Annotated in this window: 19 protein-coding genes; 11 read left to right on the forward strand and 8 right to left on the reverse strand. The window is 56.1% G+C overall.

Annotated elements, in window-relative coordinates:
* Positions 1-450 precede the first annotated feature (450 nt).
* Together AC3WJN_RS22160 and AC3WJN_RS22165 are read right to left on the reverse strand one after the other, a co-directional pair.
* On the reverse strand, positions 451-927 hold the full coding sequence (locus tag AC3WJN_RS22160) for a GNAT family N-acetyltransferase (RefSeq protein ID WP_007784749.1): 477 nt from the start codon (positions 925-927) through the stop codon (positions 451-453).
* A gap of 326 nt (positions 928-1,253) precedes the next feature.
* On the reverse strand, positions 1,254-2,279 hold the full coding sequence (locus tag AC3WJN_RS22165) for an LLM class flavin-dependent oxidoreductase (RefSeq protein ID WP_005831213.1): 1,026 nt from the start codon (positions 2,277-2,279) through the stop codon (positions 1,254-1,256).
* A gap of 396 nt (positions 2,280-2,675) precedes the next feature.
* Between AC3WJN_RS22165 and AC3WJN_RS22170 the strand changes: the two genes are divergently transcribed.
* From AC3WJN_RS22170 to AC3WJN_RS22215, 10 genes are all read left to right on the forward strand, one after another.
* On the forward strand, positions 2,676-2,954 hold the full coding sequence (locus AC3WJN_RS22170) for a glutaredoxin family protein (RefSeq protein ID WP_051353904.1): 279 nt from the start codon (positions 2,676-2,678) through the stop codon (positions 2,952-2,954).
* Between the two features lie 188 nt (positions 2,955-3,142).
* The gene (locus AC3WJN_RS22175) at positions 3,143-4,165 is read left to right on the forward strand and encodes a methionine ABC transporter ATP-binding protein (RefSeq protein ID WP_025846646.1); all 1,023 of its coding nucleotides are present in this window, start codon (positions 3,143-3,145) and stop codon (positions 4,163-4,165) included.
* Entirely contained in the window at positions 4,165-4,815 is a 651-nt protein-coding gene (locus AC3WJN_RS22180; protein ID WP_005831207.1) for a methionine ABC transporter permease, read from the forward strand. The genes AC3WJN_RS22175 and AC3WJN_RS22180 overlap by 1 nt, the downstream gene beginning before the upstream one ends.
* 48 nt (positions 4,816-4,863) lie before the next feature.
* Positions 4,864-5,706: a MetQ/NlpA family ABC transporter substrate-binding protein gene (locus AC3WJN_RS22185; protein WP_007784753.1), complete on the forward strand. Its 843-nt coding sequence runs from the start codon at positions 4,864-4,866 to the stop codon at positions 5,704-5,706.
* Between the two features lie 56 nt (positions 5,707-5,762).
* Positions 5,763-7,118: an LLM class flavin-dependent oxidoreductase gene (locus tag AC3WJN_RS22190; protein WP_007784754.1), complete on the forward strand. Its 1,356-nt coding sequence runs from the start codon at positions 5,763-5,765 to the stop codon at positions 7,116-7,118.
* A gap of 5 nt (positions 7,119-7,123) precedes the next feature.
* Positions 7,124-8,320: an amidohydrolase gene (locus AC3WJN_RS22195; RefSeq protein WP_260507342.1), complete on the forward strand. Its 1,197-nt coding sequence runs from the start codon at positions 7,124-7,126 to the stop codon at positions 8,318-8,320.
* 6 nt (positions 8,321-8,326) lie between these two features.
* Positions 8,327-9,112, forward strand: coding sequence for a methionine ABC transporter ATP-binding protein (locus AC3WJN_RS22200; RefSeq protein ID WP_005831200.1), 786 nt, complete (start codon positions 8,327-8,329; stop codon positions 9,110-9,112).
* Complete coding sequence (locus tag AC3WJN_RS22205) at positions 9,109-9,777, forward strand: methionine ABC transporter permease (protein ID WP_007784756.1); 669 nt, start codon at positions 9,109-9,111, stop codon at positions 9,775-9,777. The genes AC3WJN_RS22200 and AC3WJN_RS22205 overlap by 4 nt, the downstream gene beginning before the upstream one ends.
* Before the next feature lie 41 nt (positions 9,778-9,818).
* The gene (locus AC3WJN_RS22210; RefSeq protein ID WP_005831196.1) at positions 9,819-10,718 is read left to right on the forward strand and encodes a MetQ/NlpA family ABC transporter substrate-binding protein; all 900 of its coding nucleotides are present in this window, start codon (positions 9,819-9,821) and stop codon (positions 10,716-10,718) included.
* 27 nt (positions 10,719-10,745) lie between these two features.
* Positions 10,746-11,282 carry a GNAT family N-acetyltransferase gene (locus tag AC3WJN_RS22215; protein WP_005831194.1) on the forward strand — a complete coding sequence of 179 codons (537 nt, stop codon included), beginning with the start codon at positions 10,746-10,748 and terminating at the stop codon, positions 11,280-11,282.
* Positions 11,283-11,692: 410 nt separating this feature from the next.
* Here AC3WJN_RS22215 and gltC read toward each other — a convergent pair whose 3' ends face one another.
* On the reverse strand, positions 11,693-12,595 hold the full coding sequence (gltC, locus tag AC3WJN_RS22220) for a glutamate biosynthesis transcriptional regulator GltC (RefSeq protein WP_005831191.1): 903 nt from the start codon (positions 12,593-12,595) through the stop codon (positions 11,693-11,695).
* Between the two features lie 123 nt (positions 12,596-12,718).
* On the opposite strand from gltC, the gene gltB reads away from it, so the two are divergent.
* A complete protein-coding gene (gltB, locus tag AC3WJN_RS22225) occupies positions 12,719-17,335 on the forward strand; it encodes a glutamate synthase large subunit (RefSeq protein WP_026557157.1) in 4,617 nt (1,538 codons plus the stop codon).
* 1,097 nt (positions 17,336-18,432) lie between these two features.
* Here the strand turns inward: gltB and AC3WJN_RS22230 are convergent.
* From AC3WJN_RS22230 to AC3WJN_RS22250, 5 genes are all read right to left on the reverse strand, one after another.
* Positions 18,433-18,987, reverse strand: a complete 555-nt coding sequence (locus AC3WJN_RS22230; RefSeq protein ID WP_035422697.1) for a GNAT family N-acetyltransferase — start codon at positions 18,985-18,987, stop codon at positions 18,433-18,435.
* 52 nt (positions 18,988-19,039) lie between these two features.
* On the reverse strand, positions 19,040-19,315 hold the full coding sequence (locus AC3WJN_RS22235; protein WP_007786514.1) for a hypothetical protein: 276 nt from the start codon (positions 19,313-19,315) through the stop codon (positions 19,040-19,042).
* Between the two features lie 374 nt (positions 19,316-19,689).
* Complete coding sequence (locus AC3WJN_RS22240) at positions 19,690-21,018, reverse strand: GntP family permease (protein ID WP_005831180.1); 1,329 nt, start codon at positions 21,016-21,018, stop codon at positions 19,690-19,692.
* Between the two features lie 23 nt (positions 21,019-21,041).
* Positions 21,042-22,583 carry a gluconokinase gene (gene gntK / locus AC3WJN_RS22245; protein ID WP_007786511.1) on the reverse strand — a complete coding sequence of 514 codons (1,542 nt, stop codon included), beginning with the start codon at positions 22,581-22,583 and terminating at the stop codon, positions 21,042-21,044.
* Positions 22,584-22,812: 229 nt separating this feature from the next.
* A complete protein-coding gene (locus AC3WJN_RS22250; protein WP_005831176.1) occupies positions 22,813-23,682 on the reverse strand; it encodes a MurR/RpiR family transcriptional regulator in 870 nt (289 codons plus the stop codon).
* Positions 23,683-23,885: the final 203 nt, after the last annotated feature.

Here is a 23,885-nt window from a genome sequence, read left to right on the forward strand (position 1 = left end):
TTGTTGCTCTGAGGGGGCGAGCAGGGGGGGCTTTTGGTTCTCTCGGAAAAACAGGGCTTGCGAGCAGAGCGCAGCGGTTTGCCTCTATTTTTCTTGAAAAACGGGTGCGGCAAAGCTGGCGATCAAAAAGAAAGTCGTTTTTTCAATTTCCATAAAATCCTAGTGTTGTAGAGTCTGCGAACACCATCATCGCAGGCTCTTTATTGTTACGGGAAAATGCCGCCATTCTGCCAGTCTGCTGAGCTGGCCCGGTGCTGCCGTCCCGCACACAAAGGCCACGAAGGCGAGCAGTCCGCCCGACAAATAGCTGCCTGGCTGCCTGCATGAAAAGTTGCCCACCGTGTAAAGCTCTGTTCTAACAGCATGCTGCTCAAAGAAACGGAGTTGTTGTACAACAAAACCCGCCAAGGACTGGCGGGTTCTTTTTGGCGAGGTAACGATCGTCTCCCGTCAGCTTAATCGGAACTCCATTTTCCTGCTTTTGGTCGTCATGCCAATCGACTCGTAAAAGTGGATGGCCTGTCGGTTCCGCTCTGATACCCCCAATTCAATGCTGTCAATGCCCAAGCCTTTGGCGAAGTCAAAAACATGGTGCATAAGCTTCCTTCCGATTCCCTTTTTCCTCAGCGTATCCGCCACACATAAACTGTTGACAAGCAAAACTTTCCGCGCATTTACAAATGAGTTTTCCCGGATGTCTTCTTCCTGCAAAACAACGACGCCAACGATTTCCATACCGAGCGTAGCCACAAAAATATGTTGCCGATCATCGTGTAGCTGGTCATGAAACAACGCTTCCTCCACTGGAGTCGCATTCTTTTTGTAGAGGTCCGGCCGTTCGAAAACGTGCAAATCATGAACTTGCCGAAACAAAGGCAATAACGCCGCGTAATCATCTTGCTTAGCACTTCGGATCGTAATATCCATGCTTTCTCCCCCCGCCAATGGTTGCAAGCTGCATCGCTTGAAAAAAACTCCCGCTGTTTTGGCTGCGGACATTCAGCGAGATGTTCCTGTCGCTTGAGTCAATTCGCTACAGCTATTTTCGCTGATGCAGACGAATGTTTCCATTCATCATAATACAGCGATCATCTTGCGAACAGAGCCTCAAAAAACAGCCCCGCCAACTGTGGAGTCATTCCACAATCAGGGGGCTGTGCGAGGGGGACTGCGCTGTCCAACGCTGCGGCACCGCCAGCCACGTTTTTTCGCGCAAATGCCGAATGCCAATCGGCAGTCGCCAAACGCATCACTCAAGTAACGCTTAGCTCAGCAAACGCTTCGTGCAACAGTTCATAGGAGAGAAGCCGCTTGGCAAAATGTTTGATCGGAGTGTGGATCACCAGCTCTCCCACCTGATAGGTACGCGCCAGCTCCAGCAGCCGCTCGCGCACGGACTCCTTCGTTCCGGCGATGACGTTGGCTTCCTTGACCTCGATCCGAAACGATTCGTCTGCCTGCCGCCCGTATTCCTCCGCCTTTTTCAAGCTGGTGACGGTGACCGTTTTGCCGCTTTGCAGGTGGATTTTGGCGATTTTCGTTTCCGCGGCCAACTGCAAGGCTTCTTCCTCCGTCTGGGCGACGATGACGGAGACGGCCAGGATCGGGAGCGGCTTTGCCCGTTCGCCTGGCTGAAACTGCTGGCGGTACACGTCAAAAGCTTCCCGGCAGACCGCTTCGTCCTGACTGATAAAGAGGGCAAACACGTACGGAACACCGCGCTCTGCCGCAAGCTGCGCGCTCGCTGCACTCGTGCCGAGCAAATAAATGCCGACTGGCTCGCTTGGCAGGGGCACGGCGGTCAGACCGTACAGCGGATGAGTGGGGGGCAGCTCGTTGCGCAGGAACAGCGCAAGCTCCGCGAGCTTTTCTTCCAGCGATGCGCCAGGCGAACCCGTGCCGCTGTGCGGCTGTAGCGCTTTCGTCGAGAGGGGAAGCCCTCCCGGCGCGCGGCCGATGCCGAGATCCACCCGTCCCGGAGCCAGGGCGGCGAGGACATGAAAGTTTTCCGCTACTTTATAAGGACTGTAATGCTGGAGCATGACCCCGCCGGAGCCGATGCGGATGCGCTCTGTTTTCGCCAAAAGATGGGCGATGAGCACCTCGGGGGAGGAGCCGACCACATGATCGAGGTCGTGATGCTCCGCCACCCAGAAGCGGTGATAGCCCCAGTCTTCCGCCTTTTGCGCCAGCCGAATCGTATGCTGGAACGCTTCGGTCGCCGTTTCTCCTTCTTGAATCGGACTTTGATCGAGAATGCTCAATGTCAATGCCACCATATCTCTCCCCTAACCGTGTCGAAGTACGCACAAAAAGCCCCTCAGTCATAGATCGGCAATCCGATCGGCGAAGGGGCTTCTGGTGGTCCAGTCAGCTATGCAAGCATGAAGTTGTCATCTGCTGCACTTTTAAATCTCATTTACTTAGTTGTTTACTCGGATTTTAACGATATCGCTCCGGGCTGTCAATGGGGGCAGGCAAAATGAGGCCGGACAAAAATCGCGGAAAACATCGTGGAAAAAATCCGTTGACGAGAAAGATGACGAATGATAATATCCCTAGTAATCCGATATGAATTTAAAAAGTCATCGACCAGACCACTGGAGAGACTTCCTGCTCGAGCTGTGCCAACGAGCAGGGAGTCTTTTTCTTTGCCTGGGAACAGCGTCGGAAAAATGGGGGAGGGAAAGCGAGTGGCAGAAACACAAACGAAAAAAGTCGTGGTATGGGGAAGAGAAGGCTGCTCCTATTGTGAAAACGTCAAAGCCATATTGGAAGAGCAAAACCGCCCATACGAATGGATTGACGTAGCAGGAAAAGACGTGCTGCGCGATGTGCTGGAGGTCAAATACGGCACGCGCCTGATCCCGCTCGTGGAAATTGGCGGCGACGGCAAATACGAGGCGCTGCTCTACACCCAATTGGATCGGCTCGCAGCGCTTTTGGCCGAGTAACGAGTACAAGGTAAATACGCGGGCTGCGCCCAAGCGCTTGCGAAAAAAGCGCAGCCGGTTAACGGGCAGGCAGGCCGCTGTCTGCCCGATAAAGTTTCGCTTGGCTAGGAGGAGATTGTATGGGAATCGGAGCTGCGGCCGTGGAAGACCATCCGCCGTATGGCATCCCGGGTGAGGCGAAGGAGAGCATGATCGCCTTTCACGGCGTATCGAAGACGTTTGAGAGCGGGGGCCAGACGATTGAGGCGTTGAAGGGCGTCACCCTCGACGTGAAAAAAGGCGACATTTTTGGCGTCATCGGCTTTAGCGGAGCCGGAAAAAGCACGCTTTTGCGGACGGTCAATTTGCTGGAGCGTCCGACAGCAGGCAGCGTCATCGTCGCTGGCAAAGACTTGACGAAGCTCTCGGTCAAAGAGCTGCGAAGCGTCAAAAAGAACATCGGCATGATTTTTCAGCAGTTCAACCTGCTGGCGACGAAGACCGTTTTTGACAATGTCGCCATGCCGCTTCGACTCGGCGACACGCCGAAAAAGCAGATTCAGGAGCGAGTCGACGAACTATTGTCCTTCGTCGGCTTGACGGACAAAGCGACGAGCTACCCCGACCAGTTGTCCGGAGGCCAGAAGCAGCGAGTCGGCATCGCCCGTGCGCTCGCGACCAATCCGTCCATCCTGTTAAGCGACGAAGCGACCTCGGCGCTGGACCCGCAAACGACCGAGTCCATTTTGCAATTGCTTAAGCGGGTGAACCAAGAGTACAACGTTACGATTTTGATGATTACGCACGAAATGAACGTCATCAAAGAAATTTGCAACCGGGTGGCGGTCATGGAGCATGGCGCCATCGTGGAGCAGGGCAATGTCCTCGACGTGTTTGCGAATCCGCAGACAGAGGTGGCGCGCAATTTCGTCAAATCGGTCGTGCGCGACGACATCCCGCCAAGCGTGCGCAAGCTGCTCGCGACCAAGCGCGGCAAATCGAAAATTCTCAACATCCACTTCATCGGGGAAAGCACGGGCCAGCCGCTGCTCTCCCAGGTGGCGAAACGCTTCAACAGCGACGTGAACGTCCTGTTTGGCAGCATCACCGAGCTTGCGGGCGTGCCTTTTGGCAATCTGATCGTCGAGCTTACCGGCAATGAAGCGGAAATCGTTCGCGCGTACCACTATATCCAGCAGCAAAATGTGACCGTGAAGGAGATTGTTTCGTGATGGAAGTCAGTTCTGCGCAAATCTATCAGGCATTGTACGAGACGCTCTATATGGTGAGTGTATCGTTGCTGTTTGCGACCTTGATCGGCCTGCCGCTCGGCGTCCTGCTGGTCGTGACGCGCAAAGGGCACATTTTGGAAAATCCGTTGATCTTTTCGGCCTTGAACCCGGTTATCAACGTGCTGCGTTCCGTCCCGTTCATCATTTTGCTGGTGGCGATCATTCCGTTTACGCGGCTCGTCGTCGGGACTTCCATCGGAACGACGGCGGCAATCGTGCCGCTGGTCATTTACAGCGGTCCGTACATCGCGCGGCTGGTGGAAAATTCGTTGCTGGAAATCAATCCGGGCATCATCGAGGCAGCCGAAGCGATGGGGGCCACCCCGATGCAAATCATTTTTCGGTTTCTCATTCCCGAGACGCTCGGCTCGCTCATTCTCAGCATTACGACGGCGACCATCGGCCTGATCGGCGCCACGGCGATGGCCGGGGCAGTCGGCGGCGGCGGGATCGGCGACCTGGCGATTACATACGGGTACCAGCGCTTCAGCACGATTACGATTGTCGCTACCGTTGTGATTTTGGTCGTGCTCGTTCAAGGGATTCAGTCGCTCGGCAACGTGCTCGCCCGTAACATTCGCAGAAAATAACCATCTTTTGCCCAAGACAGAAGAGAAGAACGAGGAGAGAAAAAACGGATGAAAGAGCTCGCCATTTCCTTGCTGCTCGCCTTCGTGACGATTGTCGCGGCGGGTTGCGGAACGGAACCGGAACAAACAGGCTTGAAAATCGGCATTCGCGGCTCGGAATCGCGGACGTGGGAGTTCGTGAAGGAACAGGCGGCGAAGCAAGGTCTCGCCATTGAACTGGTGCAGTTCAATGCAAACGTCAACCCGAATACGGTCTTGCTGGAGGGCGATATCGACGCGAATGCGTTCCAGCACGTCGCCTTTTTGGACCAGTTCAATACGAAAAACAACTCGGACATCGTTCCGGTCGGCTCGACGATCATCGCGCCACTGGGTATCTACTCGGACAAGTACAAAACCATCGCGGAAATTCCCGACGGCGCGAAAATCGCCGTGCCAAACGACGATTCCAACTGGGGGCGCTCCTTGCTTTTGTTGCAGGAAGCAGGCTTGATCCGGGTCGTGGACAACTTTGACGGCTTTGGCGGCGCGGACAAAATCAAGGAAAATCCGAAAAACCTGGAAATCGTTCCCGTCGATGGGGCGACGACCCCGCGCGTCATGAAGGACGTAGCGGCGTCGATCATCAACAACGGGGTGGCGGTCGAGGCAGGCTTTTTGCTCAAGGACGCGATTTTTCACGAAAGCAAAACCGCCAAGCCGTATATCAACGTAATCGCGACGACCAAGCAAAACGAAAACCGCGAAGACTTGAAAAAGCTCGTCGCCATTTACCAGTCCAAAGAGGTGTCGGACTTCATCACCGAAACGTACAAAGGCAACTACATCCCGAGACAAGTGACCGTCGAGGAGCTGAAAAATTTCAAAGAGGCGTTTGCCAGCAAGCCGTGACGGCTGCGTGACGGACGCACTCATGCTTAGCGGAAGATCGGAAGGGGAGGGGCACCATGCCGCAAAAAAGACAGATTCACTTATCCGCTTATTTGGTCGGAACGGGCATTCACGTTGCCTCGTGGCGACTGGCCGAGGCGCGGAAAAACGCCAGCATCGACATTGACTACTACAAATATTTGGCGCAGACAGCCGAGCGCGGGAAGTTCGATATCGCGTTTATCGCCGACAGCCTGGCGGTCAACGAAGATTCGCACCCGAACATTTTGAACCGGTTTGAGCCGACGACCTTGCTCGCCGCTCTGGCTGGGGCGACCAGCAAAATCGGGCTGGTCGCCACCGCGTCGACGACGTATCACGAGCCGTACAATCTCGCCCGGCTATTCGCTTCCGTCGACCATATCAGCAATGGCCGCGCAGGCTGGAACGTGGTCACGACGGGAGACGCCACCGGGGAGACCGGGCGCAACTTCAGCCGCACCGAGCATGTGGAGCACGATCACCGCTACGAGCGGGCGGAGGAGTTCATCGACGTCGTCCAAGGCTTGTGGGACTCGTGGGAAGACGACGCGTTTGTCCAGGACAAGGAAACCGGCGTGTTCTTCGATCCGGCGAAAATGCATCGGCTGAACTACAAAGGCACGTACTACTCCGTCCAGGGGCCGCTCAATATCGGCAGATCGAGACAGGGGCAGCCCGTCATCGTGCAGGCGGGAGCATCCGAGCCGGGACAGCGGCTGGCAGCGCGCACCGCAGAAGTCGTCTTTTCGCACGTAAAAGATTTCGAACGGGCAAAAGCGTTTTACAAAAGCTTAAAAAGCAAGCTGCCCGACTACGGGCGCACGCCTGACCAGTTGCACATTTTGCAAGGCATCTCCCCGATTGTCGCGGATACGCAGGAAGAAGCGGAAGCGATCCACCGCAAATTGCACGATCTGCTTTTGCCAGAGCAAGGGCTGCGCTTTTTGTCCGGGTACTTGGGCAAGGTCGACTTCAGCCGCTACTCGCTCGACACCCCGGCGGCAGAGGTGGAGTTCCCGCAGGACAACGGGATTCAAAGCCATTTTGAATGGATGACGGAGCTGATTCGCAAGCAAAACCCGACCTTGCGCGAGCTGTACGCTTTGCTCGAAGGCGGTGCAAACCGCGAGTTGATCGGCACGCCTGCGCAGATTGCCGACGTGCTGGAAAAATGGTTTGTCGAGGAAGCGGCGGACGGCTTCATGTTCATCGCTCCGGTGCTGCCGCAAGGGCTGGAGGCGTTCGTGGACAAGGTGATTCCGATTTTGCAGGAGCGGGGCTTGTATCGGCAGGATTACGAAGGAAACACCTTGCGCGAGCATCTCGGCCTGGAAAAGCCGTACAACCGTCTGGCCGTGCGCGATAGAGCGCTCTCGGAGGTGGAGTCGTAGAACCGATGCCAGCGCAAAAGCAGACAGAGAAAGGAGAGGTTCGGGTGCATACAGGAACGCAGGAGCTGGCAGGGACTGGCTTCGAGCAAAAGCTGATCGCCATTCGCAGGCAGTTGCACCAATACCCGGAGGTGGCCTACGAGGAATATGAAACGACGCGTTCGATTCGGGACTGGCTGACGGAAGCGGGGATTCGCCTCGTCGAGCTGCCGCTGGAAACGGGCGTCGTGGCAGAGGTGGGCGGCCAAAACGGCGGGCCTGTAATCGCGCTGCGGGCCGATATCGACGCTTTGCCGATTCAGGAGCAAACAGGCTTGCCGTACGCGTCCGCGGTCGTCGGGAACATGCACGCGTGCGGACACGATTTTCATACCGCCGTCATCCTGGGAGCCGCTTTTTTGCTGAAGCAGCAGGAGGAGCAGTTGCCAGGAACGGTGCGCTTTCTGTTCCAGCCCGCAGAGGAAAAAGGCACGGGTGCGTCGCTCTTGATCGAGAAAGGGGCGCTCGCAAACGTCACGGCGATCTTCGGCCTGCACAACAAGCCCGATCTCGCAGTCGGGACCGTCGGGATCAAGCCGGGAGCGCTGATGGCGAGCGTGGACGGCTTCGAGATCGAAGTGGAAGGCTTGGGCACGCATGCCGCAATTCCGCACGCTGGCATCGACCCGATCGTCGCCGCCTCGCAGATCGTCACGGCGCTGCAATCGATCGTCAGCCGCAACGTCAGCCCGCTGGAAAATGCGGTGGTGAGCGTAACGACTATCCATGGCGGTACGACCTGGAACGTGATCCCGGACAAGGTCGCGCTCGGCGGTACGATCCGCACGTTTCAGGAAGAGGTGCGCAGGCAAATACCCGGGCGTCTTCAGGCGATCATCGAGGGAGTGGCTGCGGCATACGGGGCCAAGGCGAGCGTGCGCTGGTTCAAGGGACCGCCCTCCGTGCAAAACGATGCCGCGCTGGCCAGGCTGGCCGCTACGACAGCAGAGCGGCTCGGGTTGCAAGTCGTCGCGCCGGAACCGTCTCCGGCTGGCGAAGATTTTGCCTACTACCAGAAGCACATTCCCGGCTTGTTCGTGTTCGTCGGGACCTCCGGGACGAACGAGTGGCACCATCCGGCCTTTACCGTCGACGAACGAGCGATTGCGCCTGCTGCACACTACTTTGCCAACTTGGCCGCAGATGCATTGAAAGGCGGGTGAAAACAGATGCTGCACATTTCCAATTTGAGCAAATCGTACAAAACAGCCAAAGGCATTGTGCCTGTTTTGCAAAACGTCAATCTGCACATCCAAAAAGGAGACATTTTCGGGATCATCGGCTTTTCCGGGGCGGGCAAATCGACTTTGATCCGCTGCCTGAACCGGCTGGAAGAACCGGACGCGGGCACGATCGAGATCGGCGGTAAGGTGATTACCGATTTGCCGGAAAAAGAGCTGCGCCGGGCCCGGCAAAAAATCGGGATGATTTTTCAGCAGTTCAATCTGCTCGACGCGCGGACGGTGTTCCAAAACGTCGCTTTTCCGCTGGAGGTAGCCGGGCATCCGAAGCCGTACATCCGCAACCGCGTCCGCGAAATACTGGATCTCGTGCAGCTTGGCGACAAGGAAAACGTCTATCCGTTCCAACTGAGCGGCGGACAAAAGCAGCGCGTCGGAATTGCCCGGGCGCTGGTCAACCAGCCTGATCTGCTGTTGAGCGACGAAGCGACTTCTGCGCTTGACCCGCAGACGACCTACGCCATTTTGGAGCTGCTGCGCGAGATCAACCGCCAGCTCAACCTGACGATTGTGCTCATCACGCACGAGCTGGACGTGCTGCAGCACGTGTGCAACAACATGGCCGTGATTGAAAACGGGCGAATTGTCGAAACCGGTACGGTGGAGAAGTTTTTCCTCAACCCGGAGAGCGACACGGCCAGACGGTTTGTCCACATTATCGATCATTACCGCGAAAAGCGAAATGTCATGGAAGGAGTCGGAGCAGGGATATGAACAGCGATCTGATTGACTTGCTCTGGGAAGGGCTCCTGGAGACGCTCTACATGGTGTTCTGGTCGTCCCTGTTCGCGCTAGCCATGGGGATTGTCCTCGGCGTCACGCTCGTCGTCACGGAAAAAGGCGGCATTCTCGAAGCACCAAAGCTGCACAAAACGATCGGCACGATCATCAACAGCGTCCGGTCCCTTCCTTTGATTATTTTGATCGTGCTGCTTTTGCCCTTGTCGCGCCTGATCGTCGGCACGACGCTGGGGCCGACCGCTGCCATCGTCTCGCTTTCGATTGGCGCCGCGCCGTTTTTGGGCCGGATCATCGAAAGCGCGCTGAAGGAAGTCAGCGCCGGGAAGATCGAAGCGGCCAAATCGGTCGGGGCCACGCCGTTTACGATCATTTTTCGCGTGCTGATCCCCGAGGCGATGCCCGCTTTGGTGCGCGGGATTACGATCGGAATTATCGGGATTACCGAGTTTACCGCTGTAGCGGGGGCGATTGGCGCGGGCGGACTCGGCAGCCTGGCGATTCGCTTCGGCTACCAGCGCTTTCGCGAGGACGTCCTGATCGCCACCGTCCTAATCATTATTGTTTTGGTTCAACTGATTCAATGGTCAGGCGATTTCCTCGTCAAGTCGATCAACAAAAAGCGTTACAAGTTTGAGTAAGATCCAACTTTAAAAACAGAGGAACCAGGGGAGTGGAAACGATGGGAAAGAAAAAAGGTCTAGGCGTCATTTTTAGCGTATTGGTGGCATTCAGCATGCTTGTGGCAGGTTGCGGCTCAAGCGGCTCTGGCAGCCAGTCGTCCGGCTCCGGGGCACAAGCGCCGGCGACGAACACAGCGTCGACACAGGCCAGTGGCGGACAGGCGGCGGAACCGCCAAAAGAAGTGACGCTCAAAGTGGGCGCGGCCCCTGTCCCGCATGCGGAAATATTGGAATTTATCAAGCCGAAGCTCAAGGAGCAGGGCGTGAATCTGGAGGTCGTCGTCCTCGATGACGAAGGGCAGTTGAACCCGGCTTTGCACGACAAGCAGATCGACGCGAACTTTTTCCAGCACGTGCCTTACCTCGATTCGGTGAAAACCGAGAAAGGCTACGATTTCGCCGTCACGACAAAAGTGCACGTCGAGCCGATCGGCTTTTACTCCGACAAGCTCAAATCGAAGGACGAACTCAAGGAAGGCGACAAGATCGGGATTCCGAACAACCCTTCCAATGAATACCGCGCTCTGATCTTGCTGCAGGAGCAAGGCTTAATCAAGCTGCGCGACGGCCTGACAACCTACGAGGCTACGCCGAAAGATATCGCGGAAAACCCGAAAAAGCTGGAGTTTGTAGAAGCGGAAGCCGCAACCTTGCCGCGGGCGCTGCCTGATCTCGCGGGCGCCGTCATCAACACAAACGTCGTGCTGGAAGCGAAAATCGATCCGAACAGCGCCCTGTTCCGCGAAGGCGCCAACTCTCCTTACGCCAACGTGATTACCGTCCGCAAAGGCGACGAGAACCGCGAAGAGATCAAAAAGCTGGATGCGGCCCTCACTTCACCGGAGGTCAAAAAGTTTATTGAAGACAAATACGGTGTCGCGGTTGTCCCTGCTTTTTAAGCCGGAAAAAGGGAGGAGAAGCCGACGATGAAGGCGAAGCAGCAGAGAGACATTTGCATTCGCGATGCGAATAGCCAGGACCGCGAGCGGATCAAACAGCATCTGCTCGATGCTTACCAGCAGTATGAGCAGCATTTGTCGGTGGACAGATGGACGCGGTACAAGGAGGAAATCGCAGAATCGGCAGAAGGACGCCAGACGATTGCGTTTCTCGTCGCGGACTGGGGCGGGGAAATCGTCGGCAGCGTCCAGTTGTTCGCTTCGTCCCAGGCGGCTTACGACCGTCCGGAGCTGGAAATTCACTCGCCGATCATCCGCTTTTTGGCCGTATCGCCGCAAGCGCGGGGCAACGGGATCGCTGCCCGGCTGATCGGAGAGGCTGTCCGCCGTTCGCGCGAGCTGGGAGCAGCCACGCTGCACCTGCACACGACAGACATGATGGAGGCGGCGGTGAAGCTGTACGAGCGGCTTGGCTTTGCCCGCGCGGCCGACAAAGACTTTTTCAACGGCGAGACGCACGTCAAAAGCTACTGGCTGCGGCTGGACGAGGCGCGCGTGAGCTGACGGCAGCTTTGCGAGTTTGGCGGTTCAGCGAGGCCAGGCAGGGGCTTTATCTGCGGCCCGGCAGCAGGTGACGTAGCGACCGTGGGCCTGTGAATGGGAAAATCATGCGAAAGCTACACCAAAGTCATAAAAAACGTGAAACCAACAGAAAAGTCACGATACACCATATTAAAACACAAAAAACAACATAAACGGATGATAATTCACAGTAATCCACAAAAAAAGCCCTGATGACAACCGATCATCAGGGCTTTTCCCCGTGCCAAAACGCGCGACTTTTCTTCATCTGTACCTGCATGACAAGCCGCCTCATGGCCCGCAGCAAGTATTTTTCGAGAAAGCCGCGCAACCAAAAAAGCGGTCGCGCCACCGTGGCGACTCTTCCTGCGGCGCTCTTCCTCTCGATACGACTAGCTGTACTTGCTCAATACGTCGAAAAACTCCTTCAAAAAATGGTAAAACAGCTTTTCGGAAGGCGGCAGCTCCCGGTTGTTCGGAATGATGATGCCGACGGTTCGCTGCACGAGCGGCTCGCTGATCGGGACTTTCACCGTTTCGCGCGGCACATTGTCGGTCAAGGTCAGCTCTGGCAGCAACGTGACGCCCAGACCGGCGGCGACGAGTCCCTTAATCGCGTCGATATCCTCGCCCTCGAAGGCGGTTTTGGGCGCGAAGCCCATTTGCGCACAGGCGTTCACGGCGATATTGCGCAGGATGAACCCCGGGGGAAACAAGACAAACGTATCGTCCTGCAGTTGGTTCAGCCGCAAGCTTGGCTGCTTGGCCAGCGGGTGCTTCGCGGGCAGCAGCGCGACGATGTTCTCGGCGAAAAAAATATGGCTGCGCACGTTTTTTTCCTGGGTCGGAACCGGGCCGAGAAAGGCGAGGTCGATTTCTCCGTTAATCACGGAGTCGATCAGCCCCTGGTAAGAGCCTTGCCGAAGCTGGAAGCCGATGTCCGGGTACCGCGCGCGAAAGCCGGAGATGACAGTCGGCAGAGGATTCGCGGCCAGACTGCTCGTAAACCCGACGCGAATCGTCCCGCGCTCCGGATCGAGAAACTCATCAATTTTTTGCTTCGCCTTTTCAATCTCGTTGACGGCCATTTCCACGTGCTGCAAGAAAATTCGGCCTACTGCCGTCAGCTTGACGTTGCGGCCTTCGCGGATGAACAGGGAGACGCCAAGCTCTGCCTCCAGGTTGGCGATTTGCCGACTCAGGGCGGATTGGGCAACATGCAGGTTGTGCGAGGCTTCTGTGAAGTGCTCGCGCTTGGCCACTTCAATGAAGTATTGAATCTGTCGTAGCTCCATGAATACCCCCCATTCCCAATTGATCTCGTTTTGAGATTAATATTGAGTAAATTATATATTGTTTGTATCGTTTCACTCAATCTAAAATTGAGTTAACAGAGAGAGCAAAGGGAGTGGAGATAAATGACGAGAACCGGAATGCCTGCGAAGCAAGGACTATACGACCCGATGTTCGAGCACGACGCTTGTGGAATCGGTTTTATTGCGAATTTGAAAGCAAAAGCAACGCACGATATGGTGAAAAACGGACTGAAAATTCTTTGCCAGCTCGAGCACCGCGGCGGGCAAGGCAGCGACCCCGAGACGGGTGACGGAGCGGGAATCTTGACGCAAATCCCGCATGCCTTTTTCAAAAAGGCCTGTAAGGAGCTGAACATTCAACTGCCAGCGCCAGGCAAGTACGGTGTCGGCATGTTGTTTCTGCCGATGGAGGAGAGCCTGCGCAATGAGTACGAGGCGAAGCTGGCCGCGATTATCGAAGCGGAAGGGCAGAAGCTGCTCGGCTGGAGAACCGTCCCTGTCGATGCGACGAAGATCGGCAAAACCGCGGCAGCAAGTCAGCCTTTTATCCGCCAAGTATTCATCGGGGCGAGCGCACATGTAGCGGACCAGATGGCCTTCGAGCGGAAGCTGTACGTCATCCGCAAGCAGATGGAGCACGCAGCAGGCGCTGACTTCTACGCCGCCTCCATGTCTTCGCGCACAATCGTTTACAAAGGCTTGCTCACGCCAGGCCAGGTGGATGCTTTTTACCTGGATTTGCAAGATAATTCTTACACTTCTACTTTTTCCGTCGTGCACTCGCGCTTCAGCACGAACACGTTCCCGACGTGGGAGAGAGCGCATCCGAACCGCTATTTGATTCACAACGGCGAAATCAACACCTTGCAGGGCAACGTGAACTGGATGCGGGCGCGCGAAAAAATGTTTGAATCCAAGCTGTTCGGCGCGGATTTGCAAAAAGTCGTTCCTGTCATTGATATGCAAGGCAGCGACTCGGCTATCCTCGACAACTGTGTGGAATTTTTCTCGCTGGCGGGCAGATCGCTGCCGCACGTCGCGATGATGATGATTCCCGAGCCGTGGGATCAGGATGAGCAGATCGACGCGAACAAAAAAGCGTTTTACGAATACCACAGTTGCCTGATGGAGCCATGGGATGGCCCGACGGCGATTTCCTTTACCGACGGCCGTCAGATCGGGGCGATTCTCGACCGCAACGGATTGCGTCCGGCCCGCTACTACGTGACGACGGACGATACGATCATTTTCTCATCGGAAGTAGGCGTTTTGGAAGTACCGGAAGAAAAAATTGTGCAAAAAGGCCGCCTCAGCCCGGGCCGCATGCTGCTGGTCGACCTGGAGGAAGGCCGAATCGTCTCCGATGAAGAGATCAAGCAAAAAATCGCCAGCGAGCAGCCGTACCGCGAGTGGGTGAAAAACAACCTGCACGCGCTGGAGCAGCTTCCACAGGCAGGCGCTGCCGAGGAGCTTGACGGAAAAGCGCTGCTGGCGCGGCAAAAGGCGTTTGGATACACGCAGGAAGAGCTGGACAAAGTGCTGGTGCCGATGGTCGCCGAGCAAAAAGACCCGATCGGCTCCATGGGTGTCGATACGCCGCTCGCCGTCCTGTCGGATCGTCCGCAGCTTTTGTACAACTACTTCAAGCAATCGTTCGCACAGGTGACGAACCCGCCCATCGACTCGCTGCGGGAGGCTTGCGTGACCTCGACGCACACGGTGCTTGGCGCGGAAGGAAACTTGCTGGAGCCTGCAGCGAGCCATTGCCGCCGCATCCGCTTGACCAATCCGCTGCTCGCAAACAAGGAGCTGGCCCAGTTGCGCGCCAATCCGTACCAGGAGTTCAGGGCGAAAACGCTGCCGATCCTGTTTGCCGCAGACGGGGGAGAAGCCGCGCTGGAGCAGGCGTTGGAGCAGTTGTTTGCCGCAGCCGATGAAGCGATTGCCGCAGGCTACACGCTGTTGATCCTGTCTGACCGCGGCATCGGCGAGAAGCTGGCAGCGATTCCGGCCTTGCTTGCCACGAGCGGCCTGCATCATCATCTGGTGCGCTCCGGTACGCGGACAAAAGCCAGCTTGATCGTCGAGTCGGGCGAGCCGCGCGACGTCCACCAGTTTGCCATGCTGATCGGCTACGGGGCAGACGCTGTCAATCCTTATGTCGCCATTGCCTCTGTGCTCGACCTGATCGCATCCGGCAAGCTGAAAGACATCGCGGCCGAAGACGCGATCGAAGCCTATTTGCAAACCGCAATCGAAGGCGTCGTCAAGGTCATGTCCAAAATGGGCATTTCGACCGTCCAAAGCTATCGCGGGGCACAAATTTTTGAAGCGGTCGGGATTCACGCCGACGTCATTGACCGCTACTTTACCCGCACGCCATCGCAAATTTCCGGAATTTCGCTGGACGTGATCGCGCAGGAGACGCTGATTCGCCACGCGCAAGCTTTTTCGCCGGAACATTCCGAAGAAAAGCTCGATCCAGGCAGCGACTTCCAGTTCCGCCGCGACGGCGAGTACCACCTGTTCCAGCCAAAAACCGTTCACGCTTTGCAAAAAGCTTGCCGGGAAGGCAGCTACGAGCAGTACAAAATTTACGCGGAAATGGCAGGGGAGCAACCGTTTTCCGCCCTGCGCCACCTGCTCGACTTCAAGTCGGACCGCAAGCCGATCCCGCTCAGCGAAGTCGAATCGGTCGACTCCATCGTCCACCGCTTCAAAACGGGAGCGATGTCCTACGGCTCGCTCAGCAAGGAAGCGCATGAGACGCTGGCAATCGCCATGAACCGTCTGGGAGCTAAAAGCAACAGCGGCGAGGGCGGAGAAGATCCGGCCCGCTACACGACAGATGAAAACGGCGATTTGCGCCGCAGCGCGATCAAGCAGGTTGCATCCGGGCGCTTCGGCGTATCCAGCCACTATCTGGTCAATGCATCCGAAATCCAGATCAAAATGGCGCAAGGGGCAAAGCCGGGAGAAGGCGGACAGCTTCCAGGCAGCAAGGTGTACCCGTGGATTGCCGAAGTGCGCGGCTCTACGCCAGGCGTGGGCCTGATTTCTCCGCCGCCGCACCACGACATTTACTCCATCGAGGACTTGGCCCAGTTGATTTTTGACCTGAAAAATGCGAATCCGCGGGCGCGCATCAGCGTGAAGCTCGTCTCCAAGGCAGGGGTCGGAACGATTGCGGCAGGCGTCGCCAAAGGGCTGGCGGACGTGATCGTGGTCAGCGGCCACGACGGCGGTACGGGCGCTTCGCCGAAGTCGAGCATCAAGCATGCGGGGCTGCCGTGGGAATTGGGGCTTGCGGAGACGCATCAGACGCTTTTGCTCAATCAACTGCGCGACCGCGTCGTGCTGGAGACTGACGGCAAGCTGATGACCGGACGCGACGTAGTCATTGCCGCTCTGCTCGGCGCAGAGGAATTTGGCTTCGCCACCGCGCCGCTCGTCTCCATCGGTTGCGTCATGGCGCGTGTCTGCCATCTCGATACGTGCCCGGTAGGGGTCGCGACGCAAAATCCGGAGCTGCGCAAACGATTCAAAGGCGACCCGCAGCACGCGGTTAACTTCATGCGCCTCGTGGCTCGCGAAGTGCGCGAGATCATGGCTCAGCTCGGCTTCCGCTCGCTGGAGGCGATGATCGGCCAAAGCCAGGTGCTGACCGTGAGCGAACGGGCAAAAGCGCACTGGAAAGCAAAGCATATTGATCTGTCCGCGCTTTTGTACCAGCCGGCGGTATCCGCAGAGGTCGGCAAATACCATCAGCGCAATCAGGACCACAAGCTGGAAGAGACGCTGGACCGTCAAATGTTGCTCGCCTTGTGCAAGCCAGCGCTGGAGAAGCAAAAGCAAATCCAGGCGAGACTGCCGATCAGCAACACGAATCGCGTAGTCGGAACGATTCTTGGCAGCGAAGTGACGAGAAGATACGGCGTCCACGGCCTGCCGGAAGACACGATTCGCCTGGAGTTTTACGGTTCCGCCGGACAAAGCTTTGGCGCGTTTGTTCCACGGGGCATTACTTTGCAGCTTGCGGGCGACGCGAATGACTACGTCGGCAAAGGGCTGTCCGGCGGGAAAATCATCGTAGCACCGGCGAAAAAGAGCACCTTCTCGCCAGAGCGCAACATGATTATCGGAAACGTCGCGTTTTACGGCGCGACCTCCGGCGAAGCGTACATCAACGGGCTTGCGGGTGAGCGCTTCTGCGTCCGGAACAGCGGAGTCACCGCCGTCGTCGAAGGAGTGGGCGACCACGGCTGCGAGTACATGACAGGAGGACGCGTCGTCGTGCTCGGTCAGGTGGGCAAAAACTTTGCGGCCGGGATGTCAGGCGGTACGGCCTATGTGCTGGCAGAGGACCATGAGACGTTTGCCGCCCGTTGCAATCAGGAAATGGTGCTTCTGGAGAAGCTGACCGATCAGCGGGAGATTGCCGAAGTCAAGCGGCTGCTGGAAAACCACGCCGCCTACACAGGCAGTCCTCGGGCCCAAGCCTTGCTCGCTTCGTGGCCGCAGACGATCGCCAAGTTCGTCAAAGTCATTCCAAAAGACTACAAGCAAATCATCTCGACGATGGAGGAGCTGGAAAAGTCCGGCATGAAGCGCCAGGAAGCGATTTTGGCAGCGTTCGAACTGAACCAGAAGAAGAGCGCAGACAAGAAGGCCCCAAAGAAAAAGGTGCCTGAGCAGATCGGAGTATCGGTAGGCAACTAAAGAAGCAGGACGGCAACTCGTGCAGCGGGTTGCCGTTTTTTTACACATACCAATGGATAAGCTGCTTATCCAGTATCGTGCAGCATAGCGAAACTTCGGGCAGGGAGAAAGCAGGCGCTGTGCTTTTTGGGTACGGACGAAGGCATTTGCCTATTTACTGGCTTGAGGCAACCGAGTTTTCTGAGCAATCGAGAATGTTGTTTCCGTGGCGAGTTGTGGGGATCAAGGCGGATTGTTAGCTTGAAAAACGGTTGATCGTAGCGGTAGTGGTGGGAGGAAACAGGAGAAAGCGCTACAGGTACTTGGGCCTCTAGCGGGGGAGCGAAGACTGTCCGCCTCCGGGGAAAAAGGAAAACCGCGTCAAAAGTAGAGGATTCAAAAGAAGGAGGTTCAGGTTGACGCTTAAAAGCGTGTTTTCCTTTTTCCCCGGAGGCTGGGTAGGAGTCCCAAAGACCTTCGCTGGCTTTCTCCTGTTTCCTCTACGAGCTGTGTCTGTCGTTCGGGGGTGGTTTTTGTGTGTAGGTCAGGAAGCAAGGTGTCCAAGACAAAAAGAATCTCAAAAGCAGTTTTTGTATTGTCAAGCGGGTAGCGTTCATTGCTCGCCAGAAGAAAGGTCCGCGAGAATGCCGCCCCCCGTTCTTTAATTGTAAAGTTTTTTGTCCTGTCTTTTCTTTCCACCTCCGACCATCCCCCTTGGCCCCTGACGAGGAAAGAGACGAAATCCGCGAAAGCTCTTTGGGCTCCCAACCGAGGCTCCGGGAAAAAAGCGAAACACGTTTTTAGCGTCCAACTCTGAGAAGCTCCCTGAATCAACCACTTTTGGACGCGGTTTCGCTTTTTTCCCGGAGCCGGGCAGTGATACCCCCAGCAGGGAGCCCAAGAAGCTACAGCGATTTCGTCTCTTTCCTCGCCACACCAAAAGCGCCGATGAAGGGGCTTTTAAAAAACAATCAACCCCAAGCTCCATCTGACTCATCCTGCCACGAACACCGCATTTCTTCTTTCACTTTCAAAAAAACGCTATTCAGCAGCTTGGCAGACGAAAAAGGCTCATTCCCCTCGGAGCGCCGAGGGAAAACCGGCCTTTTTCTGTCGTTTCAACTGCCAGACGGTTCTGTCCACTCATCCCGCAGCAAGGAGAAAATCAGCAAGTCCACAAACTGACCGTTCGACTTTTCATACTGGCGCAGCAAGCCTTCTTCCACGAAGCGCAATTTGCTTAGCACACGGATCGAGCCGCGATTGTCAGGCTCGACCTTGGCCTCCACCCGGTTTAGCCCAAGCTCTGAAAAGCCGTAGCCGATGACGGCGCGGACGGCTTCCGTGGCGTAGCCTTTTCCCCAGTAGGGAGAGCCGAGATCGTAGCCAATTTCTGTCCGGCCGTGCTCGAAATCAAACGAATTGAAGCCACAGGAGCCGACCATCTCTCCCGACTCCTGCAAGACGATCGACCAGCGGATTGCCTGATCCTCCGCACACAGCTTGTTGATGAGAAAAATCATGTCCTCCGCCTGCTTGATGCGGGTCATGGACTCGATGTTCATATGCTTCGATACGTTTGGATCAGACCAGAAGGAAAACAAGGCGGGAGCGTCAGCAGGCTGCATCGGCCGCAGCAGCAAGCGCTCCGTGGTGATGGTGTTGATCTGCATAAACGAAGCCTCCAGGAAACTCAAGTTTGCTTGCACCTGATTTGTCTGTAGCCTACGACAACAAGGAAAAGGGAGCGTTGCCCAGCCAATAAAAATCCAGGCTGGTCAACAGGATGCCCCATAGCATGAGGGCAGAGCCAATCGCGAGCGCCAAACAAGCGAGCAGCTTCCACATTCCATAAACCGAGCGTTTTCGTAAGCTTATCCGGCTCCATAACACCATCCACAGCCCGACGAATGTCTCGACGTGCTGCAAGACAGGGGAGGCGACCAGCACGAGCAAACCAGTGAGCGAGCCTAACAGCAACAGCTTTGCAGTGTGAGTCATTTTCGAGTCCTTTCCCGTTTTCTCTCGCATGGAAGACGCAAACCCTTTTTGCAATCAGGCTCTTGTTCGCAAAAAAGGCTGCTATAGATATAGCTTGAAACGGATTGGCAAAGTAAAGATAGTCCTTTATGGAAGAACGCTTGTTGCCGTGAATGCATGCCAACATCGCATGGGGACGATGCCGATCGACTCACAGGCTTTTCGGAACACAACACTCTTTACGAAAAGAGCATACAATAAAGCAGGCCGAATGGAAAGGATATACAGATTTTTATCAATCATCAAACGAGATGGCTGTCTGTTCAAAAAAAGGACATCCCGCCCACGCATGGTGGATGGAATGTCCTGTTCTTTTGCCAATCGGTGCAAGCCGGTTAGATCACCAGGCTAAGCCCCATGATTAAAATGATCGCGACGACTGACAAAATCGTCTCCATCACGGTCCACGATTTCAGTGTATCTTGCACCGTCATGTTGAAGTATTCCTTAATCAGCCAGAAGCCGGAGTCGTTTACGTGCGACAGGATCAGGGAGCCTGCGCCTGTTGCCAGTACCAACAGCTCAGGGCTTGTCCCCGGCACTTGCAGGGCGATTGGACCGACGATGCCGGCTGCGGTCATCATGGAGACGGTCGCAGAGCCGGTCGCGACGCGAATCAACGCTGCGATCAGCCAGCCGAGGAAAATCGGGGAGATCGCGGACGCTTTGGCCAGCTCGGCGATGTAGTCGCCAACGCCACTGTTCAACAGCACTTTGTTGAACGCGCCGCCCGCACCGATCACGAGCAGGATGGTTGCCGTAGGAGCGAGGCAGTCGTTCGTAAATTTGAGAATGTCGTCTTTGGAAAAGCCGCGGTTGTAGCCGAGCGTCCAGAACGAAATGATAACAGCGATCAACAGCGAAGTGATCGGGCTGCCGATGAAGTCAGCCCATTGGCGCAGCATGTCTTCCTTCGGCAAGGTCACGTCTGCAACCGTTGCCATCAGCATCAACAGAACAGGCAGGAGAACGGTAAAGACCGTAATGCCGAAGCCCGGCAGTTCGCGCTCGTCCTTTGGCTCTGCCAATTGCGAAGCGAGGTCAGGCGAGATGCTCGTTTTGACGCGTTTGCCAATCCAACTGCCGTAGAGCGGTCCGGCAATGATCGCGGAAGGCAGCGCGACGATGATCGAGAGCAGGATCGTTTTGCCGACATCGGCCTGGAACAGATCAACGGCCGCCATCGCCGCTGGGTGCGGCGGCACAATGCCGTGTACGATGGACAAGCCTGCGACGAGCGGAATCCCGATTTTCAACAGCGAGACGCCTGTCTGTCTGGCGATTGTGAAGACGAGCGGAATCAACAGAACAAAACCTACCTGGAAAAAGACCGGAATCCCGACGATAAAGGCGACGAACATCATTGCCCAGTGTACATTTTTTTCGCCAAACAGGTTAATCAGCGTGCGGGCGATGCGTTCGGCTCCGCCTGATTCTGCCATCATTTTTCCGAGCATGGTGCCCAGCGCAAGGACGATGGCGATGAATCCGAGCGTTCCGCCCATCCCGTCCTTGATCGAGTCGACGACCTTGACGAGCGGCATGCCGGACGCGATTCCGACAAATCCGGCGGCGAGCAGCAGGGCGACAAACGGATTCACCTTGAAACGCGTAATGAGAATGAGGAGGAAAATAATGGATAGTAACGTAATGAGAAGTGGCATGAAAGACCCTCCTTATGGTGTCTCTAGTTGGTCAACTGCTTTTGGAACTTGGCGATCAGCTTGTATTCCTCAAGCAAGTTGTAGTAGACGCGTTCGTAAATGTAAAACAGCTCCAGATACATGCTGGATCGCTCCAAATCCGGCTCGTGCCGGTGGGAGATGTGAATCATCTTTTTCACATCGCGCAAGTCGTCGAGGGCGCCGAGCGCGTGCATCGCCAGCAGGGCAGCGCCGAAGCTGGAGCTTTCATGGCTCTCGGGAATGAGCACCTCGTAGCCGAACATGTCAGACATGATCTGCCGCCATTCTTTGGAGCGGGCAAAGCCGCCCGATGCGCGAATTTCCTTGGCTCCGCCTGCCAGGTCGCGAAGCGCGATGCCAATGCTGTAGACGCTGAACAAAATGCCTTCGAGCACGGCGCGGATGAAATGCTCGCGCTTGTGATGCAGCCCGATGCCGAAAAAAGAGCCGCGCGCCTGCGAATTCCAGTACGGAGCGCGTTCCCCGGACAGGAAGGGGAGGAAGAGCAGCCCGTCTGCGCCAGCGCGTACGTTCTCTGCTGCCTGGATCATGACGTCGTACGGGTCGACGCCAAGCTGCTTCGCTTTTTCCACTTCCGGCCAACTGAACTCGTCGCGGAACCAGCGCAGCATGATGCCGCCGTTGTTGGATGGCCCGCCGATGACCCAATGCTTTTCCGTCAGCACGTAGCAGAAGGTGCGGCCTTTCGGATCGGTGATCGGCTCGGGAACGACGGTTCTGACGGCACCGCTTGTCCCGATCGTGATCGCGACCTGGCCGTTTTCAATCGCTCCGATGCCGAGATTGGCCAACACGCCGTCACTGGCCCCGACGACAAACGGCGTATCGGGGTCAAGCCCGATTTCTTCCGCATAACGCAGCTTCATTCCCCGCAGGATATGGGTAGTAGGCACAGGCTCGCTCAAGTGCTGCTTGGTGATGCCAGCGACGGTGAGCGCCTGCTCGTCCCAGTCCAGCTTGCGCAAGTTGAACAGCCCGGTGGCGGAAGCGATCGAGTAGTCCACGACGTACTGCCCGAACAGCCGATAAATCACGTATTCCTTGATGGAAATGTACTTGGCTGTCTTCGTAAACGTCTCCGGCATTTGCTCCTTGAGCCACATCATTTTCGGCAGGGGAGACATCGGATGGATTGGCGTGCCAGTGGCGAGGTAAATCTGGTGGCCGACGCCGTCTTCCTTGAGCCGCTCCGCCTGCGCCGCGCTTCGGTTATCCGCCCAGATGATGCTGTTCGTCAGCGGATTTCCGTGCGCATCGACGGCAATCAGGCTGTGCATCGCAGTAGAGAAGCCGATCCCGCCGATTTCATGCTTTTCGATGTCCGCCTGTTCAATCGCTTGCTTCAGCGCCTGAATGACAGCGGCGAAAATCGTTTCCGGGTCCTGCTCCGCCCAGGAGGCTTTCGGAACGAGCAGAGGGTAGTCGATGTTGCCCGTCCCTCTGACGGCACCGGAAGGCGTGAAGACGATCGCCTTCGTGCTGGTTGTCCCGATATCAAGACCGATAAAGTAGGTTTGCTTCATGTCTGTTCACCCTTTTTGGATACGCTTTCAACCGAGTGGCTTGGTGATAACGCGATTATAGCGAAATTTTTTTCATTTGTTAATATAAAAGAAAAAAATTATTTCAAATTTATCTACACACCTGTAGTATTGCCAAAAAAAGCCGGAGGGTGGACAGAAAATCCGGCTCAGCACCATGGTGGCCTTTTTCCCGCTTTTTTAGCAGAGGGGCAAAAGAAAAACGCCTGATTTACAGGCGTTTGAGCGAGATCGCTTCGCGGATATGCTGAATGTTGGCAATGGTGTCGTCCTGCCGGCGCAGCGATACCGCCACGTACAGCAAATCGATCAGGCAGAGCTGGGCGAGCCGGGAAGACAAGGCTTCTGTGCGAAAAACGGTTTCTCTGGAAGTGGTGTACAGGCACATGTCGGCCTGCCTGACGAGCGGGGATTTGCCGTAGCTCGTGATCCCGATCGTTTTCGCCCCGCGCTGTTTTGCCACTTGCAGGGCGGCCAAAATATCTTTGTTGGAGCCGGAGTGGGAAAAGCCGACCGCGACGGCGCCCTCAGACAAGAGCGAGGCCGACATCACCTGGTAGTGGGCGTCGGAATGGTGAATACAGGGGATGCCTGTCCGCATGAACTTGTGGTAGGCGTCTTGGGCGATCGCCGCCGAGCCGCCAGTGCCGTAAAATTCGATCCGGGTAGCATGCTCCAGACAGTCGACAATTTTTAAAAGCTCTTCTTTGTTCATAATTTGCAAGGTATCGCGCAACGTTTCCAGGTTGGCGGTGAAAATTTTTTCCGCGATCGAGCCGATGTCGTCGTCATCGAGGTTGATCTCCTGGTAGATCGATTGTTTCGGGTTCGTCACTTCGCTGGCAAGCGCGATTTTGAACGCCTGGTAGCCGCGAAAGCCGAGCCTGCGGCACAGGCGGAACACGGTCGCGTCCGCACATTGGCACTGGTCAGCCAGCTCGGTAATGGACAGATGAACAATTTTGCTGGCGTGTTGCAAAATGTAGTCGGCGATTTGCTGCTCCTTGCCGCTCAGTTGCGTGTAGATGGCGCGCAACTGCGCAAGCACGCTCGCCGGAACGTGTGGTGTCGTTTCAGCCATGAATCGGTACCTCCCAAAAAGTGGCGCTGTGCCGTCTATGTAGCGAAAGCTTGTCTGTGTCCAAGCGCAATCGGGCAAGCGAAAACGTTTGCTTTCTGTTAGTATAAGGAAAATGGCTGTCCAATTCCTAGTTTCGAAAAAATTTTCTTCTTTTATGATGAAAGATGAAAATTTTTATCATATAATACGAGATAACGGAGATT

The organism is Brevibacillus sp. FW306-2-1A-C05A (genome assembly GCF_058781555.1).